Below are 17,870 nucleotides of genomic sequence, written 5' to 3' on the forward strand. Positions count from 1 at the left end.
TCGGGGGCGGTGTGCGCGTCGCCCCCCCCCCCCGCCACATTGGGTGCGTCTGACGCACCCAATGCCACATTGGGGCGCTGGGCACTCGCGCCGTCACCAGGCGATGCGCAGCAGCGAAGGTCCGCGCACGATCACGCCGTACTCCCACTTCACGCCCTCGCGCCCGTCCGCGAACCGCAGGTCCGGGAACCGCGCCAGGATCGCCTTCAACGCTTCCTGCAGCTCGAGCCGGGCCAGCTGCGCGCCGATGCAGTGGTGCGGGCCGTGGCCGAACGCGACGTGCGGGTTCGGCTTGCGCGTCAGATCGATGCGGTCCGGGTCGGCGAACACCTCCGGGTCGCGGTTGGCCGCGTGCAGCGCCGGGAGCACCGGGTCGCCCGCGCGCACCACGACGTCGCCGAAGCGGATGTCCTCGGTGGCGTACCGGGCGAACATCGCCGCGGTGTTGATCGGCACGTACCGCAGCAGCTCCTCGATCGCCGTCGGCATCAGGTCCGGGTCCGCGCGCAGCTGGGCCAGCAGCTCGGGCTGCGTCAGCAACGTGAAGACGAAGCTGGGCAACGCCGTCGACACCGTCTCGACACCGCCGGTCAGCAACCCCGCGCCGGCGATCGAGATCAGCTCGTTCTCGGTCAGCTTGTCCCCCGCGTCGCGGGCGTAGACCAACGCGCCGAGCAGGTCGTCGGTCGGCTCCTCGCGGCGCTGGGCCACCAGCCCGGCCACGTAGTCGTCGAGCTGGTCGCCGTAGACGTCCAGCACGTCACCCTTGGCCGTGGCGTCGCTGACCAGCGCCTGGGTCCACTCGCGGAAGATCTTGTGGTCCTCCTGCGGCACGCCGAGCAGGTCGCAGATCACGGTGACCGGCAACGGCCGCGCGAGCTCTTCGACGAGGTCCGCGCTGTCGCCGTGCGCCTGCATGTCGTCGAGCAGGCGGTTGACCAGCTCCTTGACGCCGTCGCGCATCTGCTCCAGACGGCGCGCGGTGAACGCCTTGCTCACCAGGCGGCGCAGCCGGGAGTGGTCGGGCGGGTCCATCCCCATGATGCCGTCGCCCATCTGCTGGCGGCGCATCCGCGGCTGGTCGAGGCCCTGCGCGAGCTCCCGGCTGAACCGCGGATCGGTCGTCACCAGCTTGACGTCGGCGTACTTCGTCGCCAGCCAGGCCGGTTCGCCGAAGGGCATCTGCACCCGGCTCATCGGCTCTTCGCGCTGCAGGACGTGGTACTGCTCGGAAACGGAGATCTCGTGCATGTCGAACGGATACGCACGGACTGTCCGGCGTGAACTCGTCACGACTCGCCCCCAATCGCTCTCATCGGTTGTTCCAGCGCCTCGGCGTCGTAGGCGTTCTGGACGTGGGAAAGCGCCGACATCAACGTCGACGAAGTGATCCGGTCGGCGTGGTGGCGCTCCACCACGCGGTGCAGCGGCAGCGACCCGAGCTCCGACCAGCCGAGCCGGCCCGTCGCGTCGAGGTAGCTGCGTGCCTGCCCGGCGTTGTCCGGGTGCAGGCAGTACGGGACGTCGAGCAGGCCGCGCTTGAACGCGACGACGATCGCGCGGCCGAGGTCGGCGTGGCTGTTCAGCACGGCGTCGACCAGCGCATACGCCTCGCGGTAGACCTGGTTGTCGTCCTCGACGACGACCCGTCCGGTGACCGACCGCGCCACCGCACCGGCGTGGTCCAGGGCCGCGACGTTCTCCGCCACGGTCGGGATCCGGTGCGCCTCGGCGGTGGTCTTGACGATCAGCCGTTCCGACCCGGTCGTCACGGCCAGCTCGGCCGCCGTCCCGAGCAGGCCCCGCGCGCCGTCGGACGTCCGCGGGAACAGGCCCATGTAGGCGTAGATGACGACGTGCCAGGTGGCCTCGGGCAGCAGCTCGGCGCACAGCCGGCGCAGCGCGGAGACCGCCTCCTGGTCCTGCGTCATGTTCGTCTGCTGGGCGTAGCTCACCGAAATGCTGCGCACGCCCTTCCGGTAGAAGAACAGCGCCTCCAGCACGGACAGCGCCACCAGCTCGCTCGGCGGGCAGAGCTGGCCCATCATGCAGCCGCCGAACGTCTCCAGGTGCGGCCGGCCGGCCGGGTGCTCGGCGTCGAGCAGCAGGTCGCAGCAGTGCGCCCAGTTCCGCACGGACTCGTCGAGTGGGGTGCGGCTGTAGGGCAGGCAGTAGGAGACCGGGCCGCCCTCGGTGGCGTGCAGGCCGGCGGCGATCATCGCGCGGAAGATGTCCGCGGGCCGCGCCGAACCGTGGCGCACCTGCACCGGGAAGTCCGGGCCTTCGAGGCCGTCGAGCATCCCGCGCGTGACCTCGGCCGGGTGGTTGACGATCGGGTAGCCGTTGAGGGCGATCCCGTTGCGCAGCGCGTGCGCCACGGACGCGGTGTCGCAGACGCGGGTGTAGCTGTCGAGCGTGACGGTGCCGACGGTCGCGGCGGCCGCGTTCCTGGTCGCGGCCAGCCCGGCGCGCATGGCCGCCGGGTCCGCGAACCCCATGCGGGGCTGCACGACGAGTTCGCCGGCGGCGTGTCGTCGCGCGACGAACTCTTCGAAGCTCATGCCGCCTCCGCGGGAAGAAGCACGTCGGCGGGGCTCACGCCTCCACCTGGCTCGCACCGGCCGACAGCGTCGCGGCGAACCGGCGGAACGAGGCCGCGCCCTGCTGGTCGTCGAACACCGCGTCGAACCCGGCGAGCAGCAGCTGCGCGGTCTCCTCCGCGGTCAGCGCGCCGCCGACGCCGAGCTTGCCGCCGATCACCACCGGCATGGTGCGCAGCCCGGGCAAGGCCCGCAGCCGCTGGATCACCCGCAGGCCGTCCTGGTGGCCGTGGCCGTTGACGCTGCTCAGCACGAGCATCGCCGGGCGGCGGCTCAGGCACTCCGACTCCAGCAGCTCGTCGGGCACGCACGCGCCGAGGTTCACCACCTCGAAGCCGAGCTCGCCGACGAGCAGCTCGAGGTAGACCAGGTTCCACGTGTGCGAGTCCGAGGCCATGCTGCTGACGATCACCGTCCGCCGGGAGGGCCCGGTGGCGACCCCGCCGCCGTAGGCGTGCAGTTCTTCCGTCATGGGGACACCTCATAGACGCGCTGGTAGTCCAATCGCGACACCGAGACGACCTCATCGCCGCGTACCACGACCTCTGTCGGCGCGGGCCGGCCGAGGAAGCTGATCAGGCTCGCGGTGACGCCGTAGGCGCCGACGTTCGGCACGGTGACGACGTCGCCGGGAGCCAGCTCGGGCAGCTTCGCCGCCTTGGCCAGCGAGTCGCCGGGAGTACACAGTGGACCGACGAGGCTGCCGGTCGCTTCGCCGGTTTCCTCGATCCCGACGGCCGCGGGAAGCAGCCGGCCGATCCCGGACAACCCGCCGACGACGTTGATCCCCGCGTCGAGCACGACGAACCGGCTGCCGCGGCTCTCCTTGACGTTCACCACGCCGGCCAGCAGCGATCCGCAGCTGCCGGACAGGTAGCGGCCCGACTCGCAGGCCAGCTCGATCCCGCCGTCGCGCCACTCGGGCAGGTGCAGGTCGAGCAGCGTCTCGAGGCCCGCACGCAGCTTCGGGTAGTCGGTGCGCGGGCCGGGGACGGCGTACGGCGAGGAGAACCCGCCGCCGATGTCCAGGACCTCGAGGGGCAGTCCGACCTCGTCACGCAGCCGCGCGGCCGTGGTGAGCACGAACTCGTACTCACCCAGCAGGGCGTCCTCGTCCTGGGCGTTGCTCATGGTGAAGAAGTGCGCGCCGACGACGCGGGCGCCGGGCACTGTCTTGAGGGCGGGCATGATCTCGGGCAGCGTCTCGGCGTCGATGCCGAACTGCGACGGGCGGCCCATCATCCGGATGCCGGTGCCGCCGCTGCTCGCGGCGGTGTTCACGCGCAGCAGCGCGGACGCGGTGACGCCGTGCTTCTCCGCGGCGGCCCCGACGTGCTGCAGGTCGGTCAGCGACTCGACGGAGAACAGCCGGACACCGGCCGCGATCGCGTGCTCCAGCTCGGTGTCCGTCTTGCCGGGTCCGGTGTAGAGGATCCCGGCCGGGGCGAACCCCGCCTGCAGCGCGTTGGCCAGCTCACCGGTGGAGCTGATCTCCGCGCGGCAGCCGCCACTGCGCAGCTCGCGGGCGATTTCGGGGTGGGGGTTGGACTTCAGCGCGTAGAAGAGCTGGAAGCCTTCGGGCAGCAGGCCGAAGAGCTGGTCGCGTGACTCGGCGACGACGTCGAGGTCGTAGACGTAGGTGGGCGTGCCGAACTTTCCGGCGAGATCACGGCTCATCGGCGAGCACCTTCCACGAGCAGGGCGAGTTCCTTCGTGGCGTTCTTGCCGTGCGCCGTGAGCGGGAACTCCTCGACGACGTGGCACAGGGACGGGACCTTCTGCGGCTCCAGCCGTTTGGCGAGTTCGCGCAGCACCGTCGTGGGCGCCAGGTCGGTCTCGACGCAGAGGGCCAGGTCCCGCGTGTCGCTCGGCGGGATCGCGCCCGCCGCGCGGACGCCGGGGATGTCCATCGCGGCGGCTTCGATCTCCAAAGTGGACATCCGGATGCCCTTGCGCTTGAACATGTCGTCGCGGCGGCCCTCGAAGTAGAGGTAGCCGTCGGCGTCGAGGCGGCCGTAGTCGCCGGTGTGCAGGCGCAGCTCGCCGGTGGTCTCGTCGCGGCGGAAGGCGTGGGCGGAGATCTCGGGGGCCCGCCAGTAGCCGGGCATGACGTGCGGCCCGGCGGCGACGATCTCGCCGATGTCCCCGGCCGGCAGCTCGGTCCCGTCGGCGGCGAGGATCAGCACGGACGTGCCCGGCAGCGGCAGCCCGGAGGAACCGGGGCGCTCGGTGTCCTCTTCCGGGGGCATGATCGTGATCCGCTTGCACTCGGTCTGGCCGAACTGGCGGACGACCTTCGCGCCGGGGAACGCTTCCCGCAGCTGGGCGATGGTGGCGTCGGGCAGGGCGGCGCCGGTGTTGGTGAACAGCCGCACCGGCGCGGCCGGCTCGGTGTCGCGCGCGGCGAGCGTGGCGATCATGGTGGCGAGCGACGGGACGATCGGCACGACGGTCGCGCCGACCTCGCGCATCCGCTGCAGCAGCCGCAGGTCCGACTCGGCGTCGGCGAGGACGATCTCGCTGCGGCCGAGCGTGGCCAGCAGTACCTTGTAGAGGCCGTAGTCCCAGGACATCGGGAACCGGCAGAACACGACGTCGTCCTGGCGGTAGCCGAGGACTTCCTGGATCGCGCCGGTGGCGAAGGTGACCTGGCGGTGCGGGCCGATCACGCCCTTCGGCGCGGCGGTGCTGCCGGAGGTGTAGACGAGGACGGCGATGTCGTCCTCGCTCACCTCGGCCGCTTCCGCGCGTTGTCCGTGGGCTTCCTCGACCTCGGTCCACAACGGACCGAACTCCTCGGGGGTGAGCACCAGCACGGGTTCGGCGTTGGCCACGACGGAGTCGAAGTGGAACCGCTTCATCGCCGGGTTGATCGGCACGAACACGGCCCCGCGGCGCGAAGTGCCGTAGAAGAGGGCGACGAGCGCGCGATCGGTGGGCAGCTGCACGACGACGCGGTCGCCGTGCCCCACCCCGCGGCGCGCGAGCACCACGGCGACGGCGTGGCTCCACGCGTCGAGTTCCGCGTAGGTCCAGGCACCGGCGCGGTCGCGGACCGCGGACGCCCCGGCCGCGTCGGCCACCGCGGCGTCGAGCAGAGAATGGACCAAGGAATCGTTCACGACTGCCACTCCGTAAGGACTCGAAGGATCACCGTGCCGGCGTGGAAGACACACACCTGGAGACGCTTCGAAAAGCTAGCCGTGCCGACCTGCGGATCCCCACCCCTAACGGCCCCTAAGCCCGGCCGGGCGGGGTGCGCGCGAAAGCCGTGAAGGCCTCCTTACCGGCTCTCATGGCCGATGAGGAGGCCTTCACGGCTTGGGGTTCAGGCGGGAACGGGAGCCAGGAAGTCGGCCGCGCGGGCGGCCAGGGTCTTGCGGTCGATCTTGCGGTTCGAGTTCAGCGGGAACTCCTCCACGTGCCGGTAGTGGCGCGGGATGACGCCCTCCGGCAGCACCTCCCGCAACGCGCGGACCAGCTCCAGCACCGGCCGTTCGCCGCCCGTGTAGAACACGAACAGCTCGGTCCCCGCGTCGCCCGCGACGCCCAGCACCACCGCGTCCTGGACACCGCAGTCGCGTAGCGCGTGCTCGACCTCCGTCAGCTCGACGCGCCAGCCCAGCACCTGCACCTGGGAATCCAGCCGGCCGAGATACGCCAGGCCGTCGGCAAGGCGGCGGCAGCGGTCGCCCGTGCGGTAGAAGCGCTTGCCGTCGCGGTCCAGGAACCGGCCCTGCTCGTCGGCCGGATCCAGGTAGCCCGGGGTCATCTGCGGCCCCGCGATGCACAGTTCGCCCTCGTCGGGGTCGTCACCCAGCAGCACGTAGTCGTGACCCGCGTGCACCTCGCCGATCGGCACCACACCGTTCACCGCGATCTCCGGGGTCGTGACGTCGTCCCAGCGGTACCCCGAAACCGTCACCGTCAGCTCGGTGGGGCCGTACAGGTTCTCCACGATCGACGACGACGCCGCGGCGCGCCAGTCGGCCGTGTCGCGGACCGTCAGGGCCTCGCCCGCGAAGAAGCTCCACCGCAGCCCGGGCAGCGCACCCGGGGTCAGCCCGCCGGTGCGGCGGACAAGGTCGATCGCGCTCGGCGTGGAGAACCACACCGTGAGGCCGCGCTCAGCCGCGAACCGCGGCAGGTTCCGGTACGCCCCGCCCGGCAGGACCACCGCCGGCGCGCCGGCGCCCCACGCGCAGAACAGGTCGAACATCGCGCAGTCGAAGTTCAGGTCGAACGTCTGTGAGAAGACGTCGTCCGGGGTGAAGTCGTAGCGGGCGTCCAGCAGGCCGAAGTAGTGGTCAAGCGCCGCCCGCCCGATCCGCACGCCCTTGGGACGCCCGGTCGAGCCCGAGGTAAACAGCACGTACGCGGTCTCCGACACCGGAGCCAGCGGCGCCGACAACGCCTGCGACGCCCGCGGCTCGCCGAGCACCGGGACTCCCTCGGGAGCCACCGCGCGGCCTCGCTCGTCCGCCACGATGACGTCGATCCCGGCGGCCTCGACCATCTGGGCGGTCCGCGCGGCCGGGAAGTCCGGGCGCAGCGGGACGATGGTCGCGCCGGCGTACAGCCCGGCCAGGATCCCCGCGTACGCCGTGACCCCCTTGCCGGCGAGGACCCCTACGGTGCGGGCGCCGGTCTCGGCCAGCGCGCCGCCCCAGAGCAGTGCCAGCTCGTGCAGCCGGTCGTAGGTGAGTGCCTGGTCACCGACGTGGACGGCCACGCCACCACCGGAGCGTTCGAGACCGCGCAGGAACCGTGCCTGCGGCCCGCCGGTAAGACTCGTTTCCATCGTCGTCCTCCACTTGATGACTGTGTCGTCGTTTGCCAATCCGGCCACAGTGACGGCCGAAGACTTTCGCGGCAACGGTCGCCTGCCGCTCAGGGGTCGGCCTGCTTTTTGGCCGGATTGGCAAATAGGGGTGCCGATGCGTCGATCCGGGAGGGTGACGCGCGGTAGAGTCCAAAACCGAACCGGGCGGTCGGTTTCCTCTCGGTAGATCCCAACCTAGCGATCCGGAGTAGCCATGTGGGACAGCACTTTCGACGAGACGCTGCGCTCGTACCTCCCCTTCCTGCCCGCCGAGGAGGCGTTGACCGCCGAGACGCCGCTGCGGGAGTACGGGCTGGACTCGCTCGCCACCGTGGAGCTGCTCTCCGTGCTGGAGCAGAGCTACAACGTGCGGTTCGAGGACGACGCCCTGAACCTGGAGACGTTCGAGAACCCCGGCCGGCTGTGGACCACGCTGGCCGCCCTGCAGCCCGCTAGCTGACGCGCGAGGGTCCTGCGCCCCGGCGGCGGGGCTGCAGGGCCATGCGCGGGTTGACCGTGACGACCTCGAAGCGGCTGGTGGTGACGCGGACGCGCCCGAACAGCGTGTCCGGTCCCGCGACCCACAGCTTGCGCACGCCGTTGTCCGCCAGCGTGTGCACGACGTCCGGCCAGCGCAGCGGTTTGACGATGCTGTCGAGCAGCATCGTGCGCACCTGCTCGCCACTGCGCAGGATCTCGCCGTCCTGGTCGGCGACGATCGGCAGCAGCGGGTCGTGGAAGTCGAGACCGCCGAGCACCTCGTCCTCCGCCTTGCGGCGCAGCGCGCCGAACGCACGCGAGTGCAACGGCGGCCGCATCGTGTAGAGGGAGAGCCCGCCCATGCTCCGGACCGTCTGCTTGAGCCAGTCGAGGTTCCGTTCGCGCAGCGAGACCATGTAGAAGTCATGGTCGATGTAGCACGAGATGTCGAACCACTCCCCCTTGTCCTCCAGCTGCGACAGGGCGTCCGTCAGCTTTTCCTCCGGGGTGCGGACGAACGAGTGCGTCACGACGTCGGTGTACTCGGTCGCGAAGAACTCGGTGAGGCAGCGGGCGAGCTCCGCCGTCATCCACACCGCGTCCGGGAAGGTCAGCGACCCGGCGTACACGCTGGCCGGTTTCTCCCCGAAGCTCGGGCCGGCGCAGTAGTCCGGGCTCATCCCCTGCTCCTCCTCGGCCCACTGGGCCAGAGCGACGCAGGTGAGCATGAACCCGACCTGGGCGTAGGCCGAGTAGTCGCCCTCGGTCTCGCGGAAGCGGTCGACCAGCGAATAGCCGAGCCGGTCGTTCGCCTGGGAGATCAGCTTGCGGGCGAAGGGGTTGATGAGCAGGAACTTGCCGAAGTCGGCGAAGCGGCACGGGCTCATCCCGGGGAAGACGACCGCCGATCCCGGCCGGGTGGCCTCATCCATGGCTGGCGACCTCTCGTTCGGCGACCCGGCTCGCGGGTGCGGTGGGGTGGATGTCCCGCAGGAAACCCAGCAGGACTTCGCGGAACCGTTCGGGCTCCTCGAGGTGCGGGACGTGGCTGGAGTCTTCGAAGACCTCCCAGCGCACGTCGTGGATCCGGTCGAAGAACGGCTGGACCGTGACAGGGGTGGCTTCGTCGTGCCGCCCGGACACGAGCAGCGTCGGCACCTCGATGTCGTCGAGGTACTCGATGACCGAGTAGTCCTTGAGCGTGCCGGTGACGGTGAACTCGCTCGGGCCGTTCATGGTGGCGTAGACGGTGTTGTCGTCGGCCATTTCCATGAACGACGCCAGGTAGTCGGCCGGCCACGGCAGCACGCGGCAGACGTGCCGGTCGTAGAACGCGCGCATCAGCTCGAAGTACTCCGGCGCGCCGGTGGTGCCGGCGGCTTCGTGCGCCCGCAGCTGGTCGTCGACACCCGGCGGGAGCTGGGCGCGCAGCACGTCCATCTCCTGGCGCCACAGCGGGTACGACGCCGGCGAGTCGGCGATCACCAGGCCGCGCAGGCCGTCCGGGCGCTGCGCGGCGTGCCGCGCGACGACCAGGCCGCCCCAGGACTGTCCGAAGAGGACGTAGTTGTCCTCGATGCCCAGGTGCTGCACCAGGTTGTCCAGCTCGTCACCGAACAGCTCCGGCGTCCAGAACTCCGGGTCCTGGCCCGGCAGCCGGGTCGAACCGCCGCTGCCCAGCTGGTCGTAGTGCACGATCGGGAACCCGTGCTCGGCGAGCGAGCAGAGGTTCAGCAGGTAGTCGTGCGTGCTCCCCGGCCCGCCGTGCACCACGACGACGGCGGGCAGCTCGCCCCCGGCGGTGCCGGTGACCCGGTACCAGGTGCGGTACCCGCCGAAGGGCACCCAGCCCTTCGCGATCGGTGCCACGGCCATGCTCATCACCTCTTCGTTTCCCTCACCCGGCGCACACGGCCGGACCCACGTTCATGTCTAGCCGTCGCGGCCCCGGCGGAACCAGCCCCTAAGGGGCGTCTAAAGCCGTTCTAAGTCTGCTCGACCTGCCTAGCGCACGACGGTCCGCCGTGGAAGGAATCCGCGCCGGAACAGGGGTTCGCGACCCCTACCGCCGCGTTGCCGGGTCGGCCCGGCGGCGCGCCGGCACTACCGTTTCCCTTGTAGCGGTGTTTCGCCCCCGAGCTCGGAGAGTGCGTCGATGCGCGTCATGATGATGGTGTTCCCGACGAGGACGCACGTCTACAGCATGGCCCCGGTGGGCTGGGCGCTCGCCGCGGCCGGGCACGAGGTGCGCTTCGTCGGCCAGTGCAACCCGCGCGAGGTGGCGTCGTTCGCCGAAACCGGCCTCGACGCGATGTGGTTCGGCGACGAGCTCGACATCGCCCGCCACCGGCAGCTGCAGATGGACGGCGACAACGCCATGCAGGGCGGCTTCCGCATCTCCGAGAGCCGGCCGGAGCGCTACACCGAGGAGTACGTCCGCACGGTTTACGAGCACTGGGTCGAGGTCTTCCGCTGGACCACCCCGGATTCGCTGCTCGACGAGCTGGTGCGCTTCGCGAAGGGCTGGCAGCCCGACCTCGTCGTCTGGGACCCGATGATCTACGCCGCTCCGATCGTCGCGCACGCCCTCGGCGTCCCGCACCTGCGGATGATGTACGCCGCCGACCAGACCGCGCGGATCGCCGCGCAGTACCGGGACCTGCGCGCGAACCACCCCGAGAACGCTGCAGTCACGACGCCGGATCCCTTCGTCGAATGGATGTCCGCCGCCGTGGGCCGGTTCGGCGCCTCCTACGACGAATCCCTGCGCCACGGTGTCAAGACCCTCGACTGCCACCCGTCCTACCTGCGCTACGACGGCGTCGACGTCGACTACGTGCCGGCGCGGTTCGTGCCGCAGAACAAGCCGATGGCCATCCCCCGGTGGGTGCTGGAAAAGCCGGAGCGCCGGCGGGTCATGCTGACGCTGGGCATCTCGAACCGGCAGGTGCTCGGCGTCGAGGAGACGTCGGTGGCCGACCTGCTCGACGGCCTCGCGGACCTCGACGTCGAGGTGATCGCGACGCTCAACGCGACCCAGCTCGCGTCGGTGAAAAAGATCCCGGACAACGTGCGCGCGGTGGACTTCGTGCCGATGAACGAGCTCCTCGCGAGCTGCTCGGCCATCATCCACCAGGGCGGCGGCGCGACGATCGGCAACGCGGTCGTCAACGGCGTCCCGCAGCTGGTCATCCCGGGCACCACCTGGAGCGAGCGGGTCTCGGCGGTCGCCCAGGAGAAACGCGGCAACGGCCTGGTGCTCGACCTCGAGGACGTCACGCCGCAGTCCGTCCGGAGTGGACTGAACCGGCTGCTGGAGGAACCGTCCTTCCGCGACTGCGCGCTCGAGGTCCGCGACGAGATGCTGGCCACGCCGACGCTGGACGACCTCGTACCGGAGCTGGAACGGATCGCGCGATGGCAGTGACATCTGGGGCTCCGCCCCAGGTCAGGGGCTCCGCCACCCGAACCCCCGAAAAGATGACAGTGACCGCCCGGCCGAAGGTGGTGCGCACCATCGGGTTCCTGATCGGGAGCCTGCCGCTGCGGATCGCCGCCTTCGTGGTCGTCCTGGTCACCATGCTGCTCGGCATCGCCACCACCATGCTGTGGGTCGGCATCCCGATCCTCATCACCGCCACCTCGCTCGTCCAGAGCTTCGCCCGCCTGGAACGCCGCTGGGTCCACACGATGCTCGGCGTCGACGTGCCGCCGCCGCGGCGCCGGGAACACGGGCCGGGGCTGCTGCAGACGTGGCAGGTCCGGCTGGTGGACCAGGCCACCTGGCGCGAGGTGAACTACGTGCTGCTCGCGTTCCCGCTGGGCATCGTGGAGTTCGTCGCCGGGATCGTGTCGGTCGCCGTGCCGCCGTTCGGGATCTTCGTCGCGCCGCGGATCGGCGCCCTGCACGCCGCGCTGACGGCGTCGATGCTCGGACCGGGCCGCACGGCGCAGCTGGAGGCCCGCACCCGGCAGCTGAGCGACTCGCGCGCCCGCGGCGTCGACGCCGTGGAAGCCGAGCGGCGGCGCATCGAACGCGACCTGCACGACGGCGCCCAGCAGCGGCTGGTGTCCGTCGCGATGAGCCTGGGCCGGGCCCAGCTGAAGCTGGACCTGGATGACCCGGCGGCCGTGCGCGAGCTGATCGGCGCCGCGCACGCGGACGCCAAGCTCGCGGTGTCCGAGCTGCGCGACCTCGCCCGCGGGATCTACCCGCCGGTGCTGCAGGACCGCGGCCTGGACGCGGCGCTGTCCTCGCTCACCGCGCGGATGCCGATCCCGGTCGACGTCGAGGTGACCGTCGACCCGCGCCCGCCCGCGCCGGTGGAGACCACGACGTACTTCATCGTCAGCGAGACGCTGACCAACATCGCCAAGCACGCCGGCGCCGACCGCGCGTCGGTGCGCGTGACCCGTGACGACGAGACCGTGGTCGTCGAGATCCTCGACAACGGTCACGGCGGCGCTTCCGTCCGTCCCGGCGGCGGCCTGGCCGGCCTCGCCGACCGGGCCGCGACCATCGACGGCGTGCTCACCGTGGTCAGCCCGGTGGGCGGGCCGACCGTGGTGCGCGCCGACCTGCCCGTCCGCTGGTGAACCCCCGGGAGTGCGCAATGCGTGTCGTCATCGCCGAAGACTCGGTCCTGCTGCGGGCCGGCGTGCAGAGCCTGCTCGCCGACGTCGGCATCGAGACGGTGGCCGCGGTGGACAACGGCGACGACCTGCTCGTCGCCGTCCGCGAACACCGGCCGGACCTGGTCATCGCCGACGTCCGGATGCCCCCGACGTTCACCGACGAGGGCCTGCGCGCCGCCATCGCGGCCCGTAAGGAGGTCCCCGGCCTGCCGGTGCTGGTGGTCTCGCAGTACGTCGAGGGCAGCTACGCGGTCGACCTGATCGCCGAGGGCACCGCCGGCGTCGGCTACCTGCTGAAGGAACGCGTCGCCGACGTCGCCGACTTCCTCGAGGCGGTCCGGCGCGTGGCCGGCGGCGGCTCGGCGATCGACCCCGACGTCGTCGCCCAGATGCTCTCGCGCAACCGCGACCCGCTCGAACGCCTGACGGCTCGCGAGATGGAGGTCCTCGGGCTGATGGCGCAGGGCCTGTCGAACGCGGCCATCGCGAAGGACCTGGTCGTGACCCAGGGGGCGGTGGAGAACCACATCAGCAACATCTTCGCGAAGCTCGGCCTGGAAGCCAGCCGCGACCAGAACCGCCGCATCCGCGCGGTCCTGACCTATTTGGACAGTACGACCGTCCGGAGCTGATCAGCGGCGCCAGCTCGTCGCCGGCTGGAAGCGCGGCAGGCGGCGCGGGCGCGGGGCCGGCGCTTCGGGTTCGGCCGGCTTCGGGGCGCCGACCGCGGCCAGGACCGCGACCAGCGCCGCCAGTTCGGTCTCGTCGGGCGCGCCGCGCAGGAACCGCACCACCGGTTCGCCCATCAGACCGGCGGGTTCCCGTGCTTGCGCGCCGGAAGGTCGGCGTGCTTGGTGCGGAGCATCGCGAGCGAACGGATCAGCAGCTCGCGCGTCTCCCCCGGCTCGATCACGTCGTCCACGAGACCGCGCTCGGCCGCGTAGTACGGGTGCATCAGCTCGGAGCGGTACTCCTTGATCTTCAGCGCCCGTACGGCGTCCGGGTCGTCGGCCGCCTTGATCTCGCGGCGGAAGATCACGTTCGCGGCGCCCTCGGCACCCATCACGGCGATCTCGTTCGTCGGCCACGCCAGCGAGACGTCGGTGCCGATCGACCGCGAGTCCATCACGATGTACGCCCCGCCGTACGCCTTGCGCAGGATCACCTGCACCCGCGGCACGGTGGCGTTGCAGTAGGCGTAGAGCAGCTTCGCGCCGTGCCGGATGATCCCGCCGTGTTCCTGGTCGACGCCGGGCAGGAACCCGGGGACGTCCACCAGCGTGACGAGCGGGATGTTGAACGCGTCGCAGGTCTGCACGAACCGGGCGGCCTTCTCGCTCGCCTCGATGTCGAGCACCCCGGCGAGGACGGCGGGCTGGTTCGCGACGATGCCGACGACGTGGCCGTCCAGCCGGGCGAGCGCGCACACGACGTTGGCCGCCCAGCCGGCGTGCACCTGCAGGAACTCGCCGTCGTCGACGATCTCCGCGATGACGTCGCAGATGTCGTAGGCGCGGGCCGGGTCGGTGGGCACGACGTCGAGCAGCCGGTCGGTGCGGCGATCGGGCGCGTCGGCGGCCGGCACGTGCGGCGGCGTCTCGTTGTTGTTGGCCGGCAGCAGGGAAAGCAGGTACCGGACGTCGGCGAGGCAGCTCACCTCGTCGTCGTAGGCGAACGCGGCGACGCCGGAGGTCTCGGCGTGCACGTCGGCGCCGCCGAGGCCGTTCTGCGTGATCTCCTCGCCGGTCACCGCCTGCACGACGTCGGGTCCGGTGATGAACATCTGCGAGGTCTCGCGGATCATGAACACGAAGTCGGTCAGCGCGGGCGAGTACGCCGCGCCGCCCGCGCAGGGGCCGAGCATCACGGAGATCTGCGGGATGACCCCGGAACAGCGGGTGTTGCGCCGGAAGATGCCGCCGTAGCCGGCGAGCGCCGTGACGCCCTCCTGGATCCGGGCGCCGGCGCCGTCGTTGAGCGACACCAGCGGCGCGCCCGCGGCCTCGGCGAGGTCCATCACCTTGTGGATCTTCTGCGCGTGCGCCTCGCCGAGCGCGCCGCCGAAGACGCGGAAGTCGTGGGCGTAGACGAAGACCGTCCGGCCGTCGACGGTGCCCCAGCCGCAGACGACGCCGTCGGAGTGCGGGCGGCGCTGCTCGAGGCCGAAGCCGGTGGCCCGGTGCCGGCGCAGGGCTTCGAGCTCGGTGAACGAGCCCGGGTCGAGGAGCAGCTCGATCCGTTCGTGCGCGGTCAGCTTGCCGCGCTCGTGCTGGCGGACGGTGGCGGCGTCGTCGGGCCCGCGGCGCGCCGCTTCCTTGATCTCGCGCAGTTCGTCGAGCCGGTTGGCGAACGTTGTCTCAGACACGGACGCCTCCCAGTTCGTCGGCCAGCCGCCGGAGGATGACGCCCTGGTGGCGGGTGAGGAAGAAGTGGCCACCGGACAGCTCGACCAGCTCGAAGCCGCCGGCGGTGTGGTCTGCCCAGGACGCGACCTCGTCGACGGTGGCCATCGGGTCGTCGGTACCGGTGAAGGCCACGATCGGCGCGGTCAGCGGGTCGCCCGGGGTGTACCGGTAGGTCTCGACGGCCCGGTAGTCGTTGCGCACGACCGGCAGGATCATGCGGACGACGTCGTCGTCGCCGAGCAGGTCCGCCTCGGTGCCGCTGAGCCGCCGCAGTTCGGCGATGACGCCGTCATCGGTCCGGGTGTGCACGCTCTCGTCGCGGGTTCGCGAGGGAGCACGCCGCCCGGAGACGAACAGCGCGGCGACGTCTTGGCCGGCCCGCTCGAGCCGCCGGGCGGTCTCGTAGGCGACCATGGCGCCCATGCTGTGCCCGAACAGCGCGAGCGGCCGGTCGGTGTGGTTCCGCAGCAGGTCCGCAACCCGCTCGGCCATGGCGTCGATGCTGGTCAGGAAGGGTTCGTGCCGCCGGTCCTGCCGCCCGGGATACTGGACGGCGAGCACCTCGACGTCCGGGGCGAGCGCCTTGGCGACGGGGAAGTAGAAAGGTGCCGACCCACCGGCGTGCGGCAGGCAGACGAGCCGCGCTTTCGCCTCGGGTGACGCGGCGAACCGGCGGAACCAGCTGTCCTCGGCGTGGCCGGCGTAGTCAACGGGGGCGACCATGTCGTCCACCGCCCTTCGGTGTCGGAGGCTCCTCCCGGCCAAGCTAGCCAGCGGAAGAGAAGGCCGACGACCCCTAAGTCCCCCTAACGCGACGGGTAGCGTCGGCCGATCCGGGTACCCGCCCGCGTATGCGGGTGAGCTGGAGCGGAGCCGACCGGGCGGGCTGGCAGGTGCTGGACGTCACCGGCACCGACCGGCCCGGCCTGACCGCGGCCCGCCGCTGGGCCGAGGTCAAGCTGGGCACGCTCCGCGAGACGGACCTGATCGACACGCTGATCATCGTCGGAGAGCTGCTGGAAAACGCTTACCTCCACAGCGGAGGACCGAAGCAGCTGCGCATCCACCACGCGCACGACCCGTGCGAGGTGACGGTGGCGGTGGCCGACACCGGGGGCGGCGAACCGAAGCTGCGAGTGCCTGATCACGGGGGCGGGCGGGGGTTGCTGCTGGTGGACCAGCTTTGCCTGGCCTGGGGGGTCAGCCTGCATGACGACGGGAAGCTGGTTTGGGCTCGGATGGAGTGCGCGGACGATTAGCCCGCTGTTGCCGCTTCGGAACCCTTTGGAGTCGCGCGAACCAGCCTCGACCCGGCCGGACGGGTCGGGCTTGCAGGCCGGACACCTGCCGGGCGCGGATGTCGTTGATTGACCAGACTGCCGGCGACTGGCTTTGTCGTCTCCGGGGCGTGGGTGTAGGCCCGTAGCCGGTTGGCTGCGGGCCTTTCCCGTTGTTCACGCCGCGAATGGCAGTGGTTGGTGGAGGTTGTTGCGCCGGGGTTTTCGGCGTTTGTCCAGGATGCCGGGGGCAGGAACTCCGGTAGACCGTCGGTGGCGATGCGGACTTGCCAACCCGAGCGGTGGAGGAGCCGGTGGTGGTGGGCGCACAGGAGGACCAGGTTGCCCAGCTCGGTCGGGCCGCCATCAGCCCAGTGCCGGACGTGGTGCCCCTGGCAGTGTCGGGGTGGGCGATGACAGCCCGGGAAGGCGCAGCCGCGGTCGCGCAGGTAGAGCGCGCGGCGGAGTGGGGTGGAGACAAGGCGGTGGCGGCGGCCCAGGTCGAGGGGCTCGCTCTTGGCGCCGAGGACTACGGGGATGAGTGTGCAGTCGCAGGCGTGGATTCGGGCTTCGGCCGCGGACATGGTGCCGAAGTCGCCGAGGGTGGCTCGGCCGACGCTGACCTTCGGTGTGGTGTCGAGGCTGGCTTGACCGGCGGCGGGCGTAAGGGCGGTTCCGGCGTCGCCGAGCATGGCCTGGCCGATGCTCGACTTCAGGTCCGCCAACGACACCGCCACCATCACGTGGGCTCGCTCACCGGCCTGCATCGGCAGGGCCGGGGAGTTGTAAGCCAGGTCGATCGCGTCGGAGAAGGCGTCGCCGTAGCGTTCCAACGGCGAGCGTAAGTCCGGGCCCTCGTCGGTGCTGTGGCGTTGCGCCAGAGAGTCGAACAGGGCGCTGGCTCGGGCGCCGGTCTCGTCGTCGAAACGGCCGTTCAGCTCCCAGAACCCGGTTCTCTTGCGACGCAACGACAACTCGCGACTCGGCGTGGCCGGTTCGGTCTCGTCGGGTGCAGCGCCATCAGGGTCGAGGTGGGCGAGGATGCGTGCGCCGAGGGCGGCGACTTGTTTGTGTCCGGCGTTGGAGGCGAACGTGAGCAGGTGCTGCTCGGCGCCGTCGCGGTGCTCGGGCGGGATCTGGGTCATCACCCCGACGATCGTGTCGATCATCGGGTTGCTCAACCGACCCTCCGACGCGGCAGCGCCGGTGGCGGGAGCGATAGCGGGAATGGAAGTGCCATCGAGGGTGCGGCTCGGGGTGAGGGCGCGAGCTCGCTTGACCACGGTCTCGGCAGCAGCCTTGGGAACGTCGGCGAGATGCTCGAAGAGCCGTGCAACAGAACGGTATCCGAAGAGTTCCATGACTCCGCGCGACTCGATTTCCGCGAGCAGAGTACCGATTTCGGCCTCGGCAGACCGCACGACGGTGAGCAGCGCGGAGACACGATCGGCCAAGGCCACCGCGTCCGCTTGCCACACCGTTTCCCGGTCCATACAACAAGATTACCGAAGATCGAACGCATGTCATCACTCGATCAGGTGCGAACAAAGACCTCGGCAGGGACACCACTGCGTGGGGAATCGGCGCTCCGGCACCGAGCACCAAGCAACCACACGAAGCGCCGATTTCCCACGCCCCGGCGAAGCCGCAT

At 70.9% G+C, this 17,870-nt stretch carries 16 protein-coding genes and 1 pseudogene; 5 read left to right on the forward strand and 12 right to left on the reverse strand.

What is annotated here, in order from left to right:
- Window positions 1-93 precede the first annotated feature (93 nt).
- From AB0M83_RS37615 to AB0M83_RS37640, 6 genes are all read right to left on the reverse strand, one after another.
- Window positions 94-1,251: a cytochrome P450 gene (locus AB0M83_RS37615; protein ID WP_364524714.1), complete on the reverse strand. Its 1,158-nt coding sequence runs from the start codon at window positions 1,249-1,251 to the stop codon at window positions 94-96.
- Window positions 1,252-1,289: 38 nt separating this feature from the next.
- Entirely contained in the window at window positions 1,290-2,561 is a 1,272-nt protein-coding gene (locus AB0M83_RS37620; RefSeq protein ID WP_364524716.1) for a methylaspartate mutase, read from the reverse strand.
- 34 nt (window positions 2,562-2,595) lie between these two features.
- Complete coding sequence (locus AB0M83_RS37625; protein WP_364524718.1) at window positions 2,596-3,072, reverse strand: cobalamin-dependent protein; 477 nt, start codon at window positions 3,070-3,072, stop codon at window positions 2,596-2,598.
- A complete protein-coding gene (locus AB0M83_RS37630; RefSeq protein WP_364524720.1) occupies window positions 3,069-4,277 on the reverse strand; it encodes a type III PLP-dependent enzyme in 1,209 nt (402 codons plus the stop codon). The genes AB0M83_RS37625 and AB0M83_RS37630 overlap by 4 nt, the downstream gene beginning before the upstream one ends.
- Window positions 4,274-5,722 (reverse strand): AMP-binding protein, encoded by a 1,449-nt coding sequence (locus AB0M83_RS37635; RefSeq protein ID WP_364524722.1) that lies wholly within the window; start codon window positions 5,720-5,722, stop codon window positions 4,274-4,276. Before AB0M83_RS37635 ends, AB0M83_RS37630 begins: the two co-directional genes overlap by 4 nt.
- Before the next feature lie 206 nt (window positions 5,723-5,928).
- On the reverse strand, window positions 5,929-7,401 hold the full coding sequence (locus tag AB0M83_RS37640) for an AMP-binding protein (protein ID WP_364524724.1): 1,473 nt from the start codon (window positions 7,399-7,401) through the stop codon (window positions 5,929-5,931).
- A 235-nt stretch (window positions 7,402-7,636) separates the two neighbouring features.
- Here AB0M83_RS37640 and AB0M83_RS37645 point away from each other — a divergent pair, with 235 nt between their 5' ends.
- Entirely contained in the window at window positions 7,637-7,882 is a 246-nt protein-coding gene (locus AB0M83_RS37645; protein WP_284750721.1) for a phosphopantetheine-binding protein, read from the forward strand.
- Here AB0M83_RS37645 and AB0M83_RS37650 read toward each other — a convergent pair.
- Together AB0M83_RS37650 and AB0M83_RS37655 are read right to left on the reverse strand one after the other, a co-directional pair.
- Window positions 7,875-8,834, reverse strand: a complete 960-nt coding sequence (locus AB0M83_RS37650) for an ACP S-malonyltransferase (RefSeq protein ID WP_364524726.1) — start codon at window positions 8,832-8,834, stop codon at window positions 7,875-7,877. The two genes, AB0M83_RS37645 and AB0M83_RS37650, sit on opposite strands and share 8 nt — an antisense overlap.
- Window positions 8,827-9,777 (reverse strand): proline iminopeptidase-family hydrolase, encoded by a 951-nt coding sequence (locus AB0M83_RS37655; RefSeq protein ID WP_364524728.1) that lies wholly within the window; start codon window positions 9,775-9,777, stop codon window positions 8,827-8,829. Before AB0M83_RS37655 ends, AB0M83_RS37650 begins: the two co-directional genes overlap by 8 nt.
- A 280-nt stretch (window positions 9,778-10,057) precedes the next feature.
- On the opposite strand from AB0M83_RS37655, the gene AB0M83_RS37660 reads away from it, so the two are divergent.
- The 3 genes from AB0M83_RS37660 to AB0M83_RS37670 are packed head-to-tail and all read left to right on the forward strand — an operon-like array spanning window position 10,058 to window position 13,169.
- Window positions 10,058-11,329, forward strand: coding sequence for a nucleotide disphospho-sugar-binding domain-containing protein (locus tag AB0M83_RS37660; RefSeq protein ID WP_364524730.1), 1,272 nt, complete (start codon window positions 10,058-10,060; stop codon window positions 11,327-11,329).
- A gap of 53 nt (window positions 11,330-11,382) precedes the next feature.
- A complete protein-coding gene (locus AB0M83_RS37665) occupies window positions 11,383-12,498 on the forward strand; it encodes a sensor domain-containing protein (RefSeq protein WP_364524732.1) in 1,116 nt (371 codons plus the stop codon).
- A gap of 17 nt (window positions 12,499-12,515) precedes the next feature.
- Window positions 12,516-13,169, forward strand: coding sequence for a response regulator transcription factor (locus tag AB0M83_RS37670; protein WP_364524734.1), 654 nt, complete (start codon window positions 12,516-12,518; stop codon window positions 13,167-13,169).
- On the opposite strand, the gene AB0M83_RS37675 is transcribed toward AB0M83_RS37670, so the two are convergent.
- The 3 genes from AB0M83_RS37675 to AB0M83_RS37685 are packed head-to-tail and all read right to left on the reverse strand — an operon-like array spanning window position 13,170 to window position 15,665.
- Window positions 13,170-13,343, reverse strand: a complete 174-nt coding sequence (locus AB0M83_RS37675) for an acyl-CoA carboxylase epsilon subunit (RefSeq protein WP_364524736.1) — start codon at window positions 13,341-13,343, stop codon at window positions 13,170-13,172.
- Complete coding sequence (locus tag AB0M83_RS37680) at window positions 13,343-14,857, reverse strand: acyl-CoA carboxylase subunit beta (RefSeq protein WP_364524785.1); 1,515 nt, start codon at window positions 14,855-14,857, stop codon at window positions 13,343-13,345. Before AB0M83_RS37680 ends, AB0M83_RS37675 begins: the two co-directional genes overlap by 1 nt.
- Before the next feature lie 37 nt (window positions 14,858-14,894).
- Complete coding sequence (locus tag AB0M83_RS37685; protein WP_364524738.1) at window positions 14,895-15,665, reverse strand: alpha/beta fold hydrolase; 771 nt, start codon at window positions 15,663-15,665, stop codon at window positions 14,895-14,897.
- A 128-nt stretch (window positions 15,666-15,793) separates the two neighbouring features.
- Between AB0M83_RS37685 and AB0M83_RS37690 the strand changes: the two genes are divergently transcribed.
- On the forward strand, window positions 15,794-16,201 hold the full coding sequence (locus AB0M83_RS37690; protein WP_364524740.1) for an ATP-binding protein: 408 nt from the start codon (window positions 15,794-15,796) through the stop codon (window positions 16,199-16,201).
- Between the two features lie 195 nt (window positions 16,202-16,396).
- Here AB0M83_RS37690 and AB0M83_RS37695 read toward each other — a convergent pair.
- Window positions 16,397-17,712: pseudogene (locus tag AB0M83_RS37695) on the reverse strand (DUF222 domain-containing protein).
- Window positions 17,713-17,870 lie beyond the last annotated feature (158 nt).

The organism is Amycolatopsis sp. NPDC051106 (assembly GCF_040682775.1).
Taxonomy (GTDB): Bacteria; Actinomycetota; Actinomycetes; order Mycobacteriales; family Pseudonocardiaceae; genus Amycolatopsis.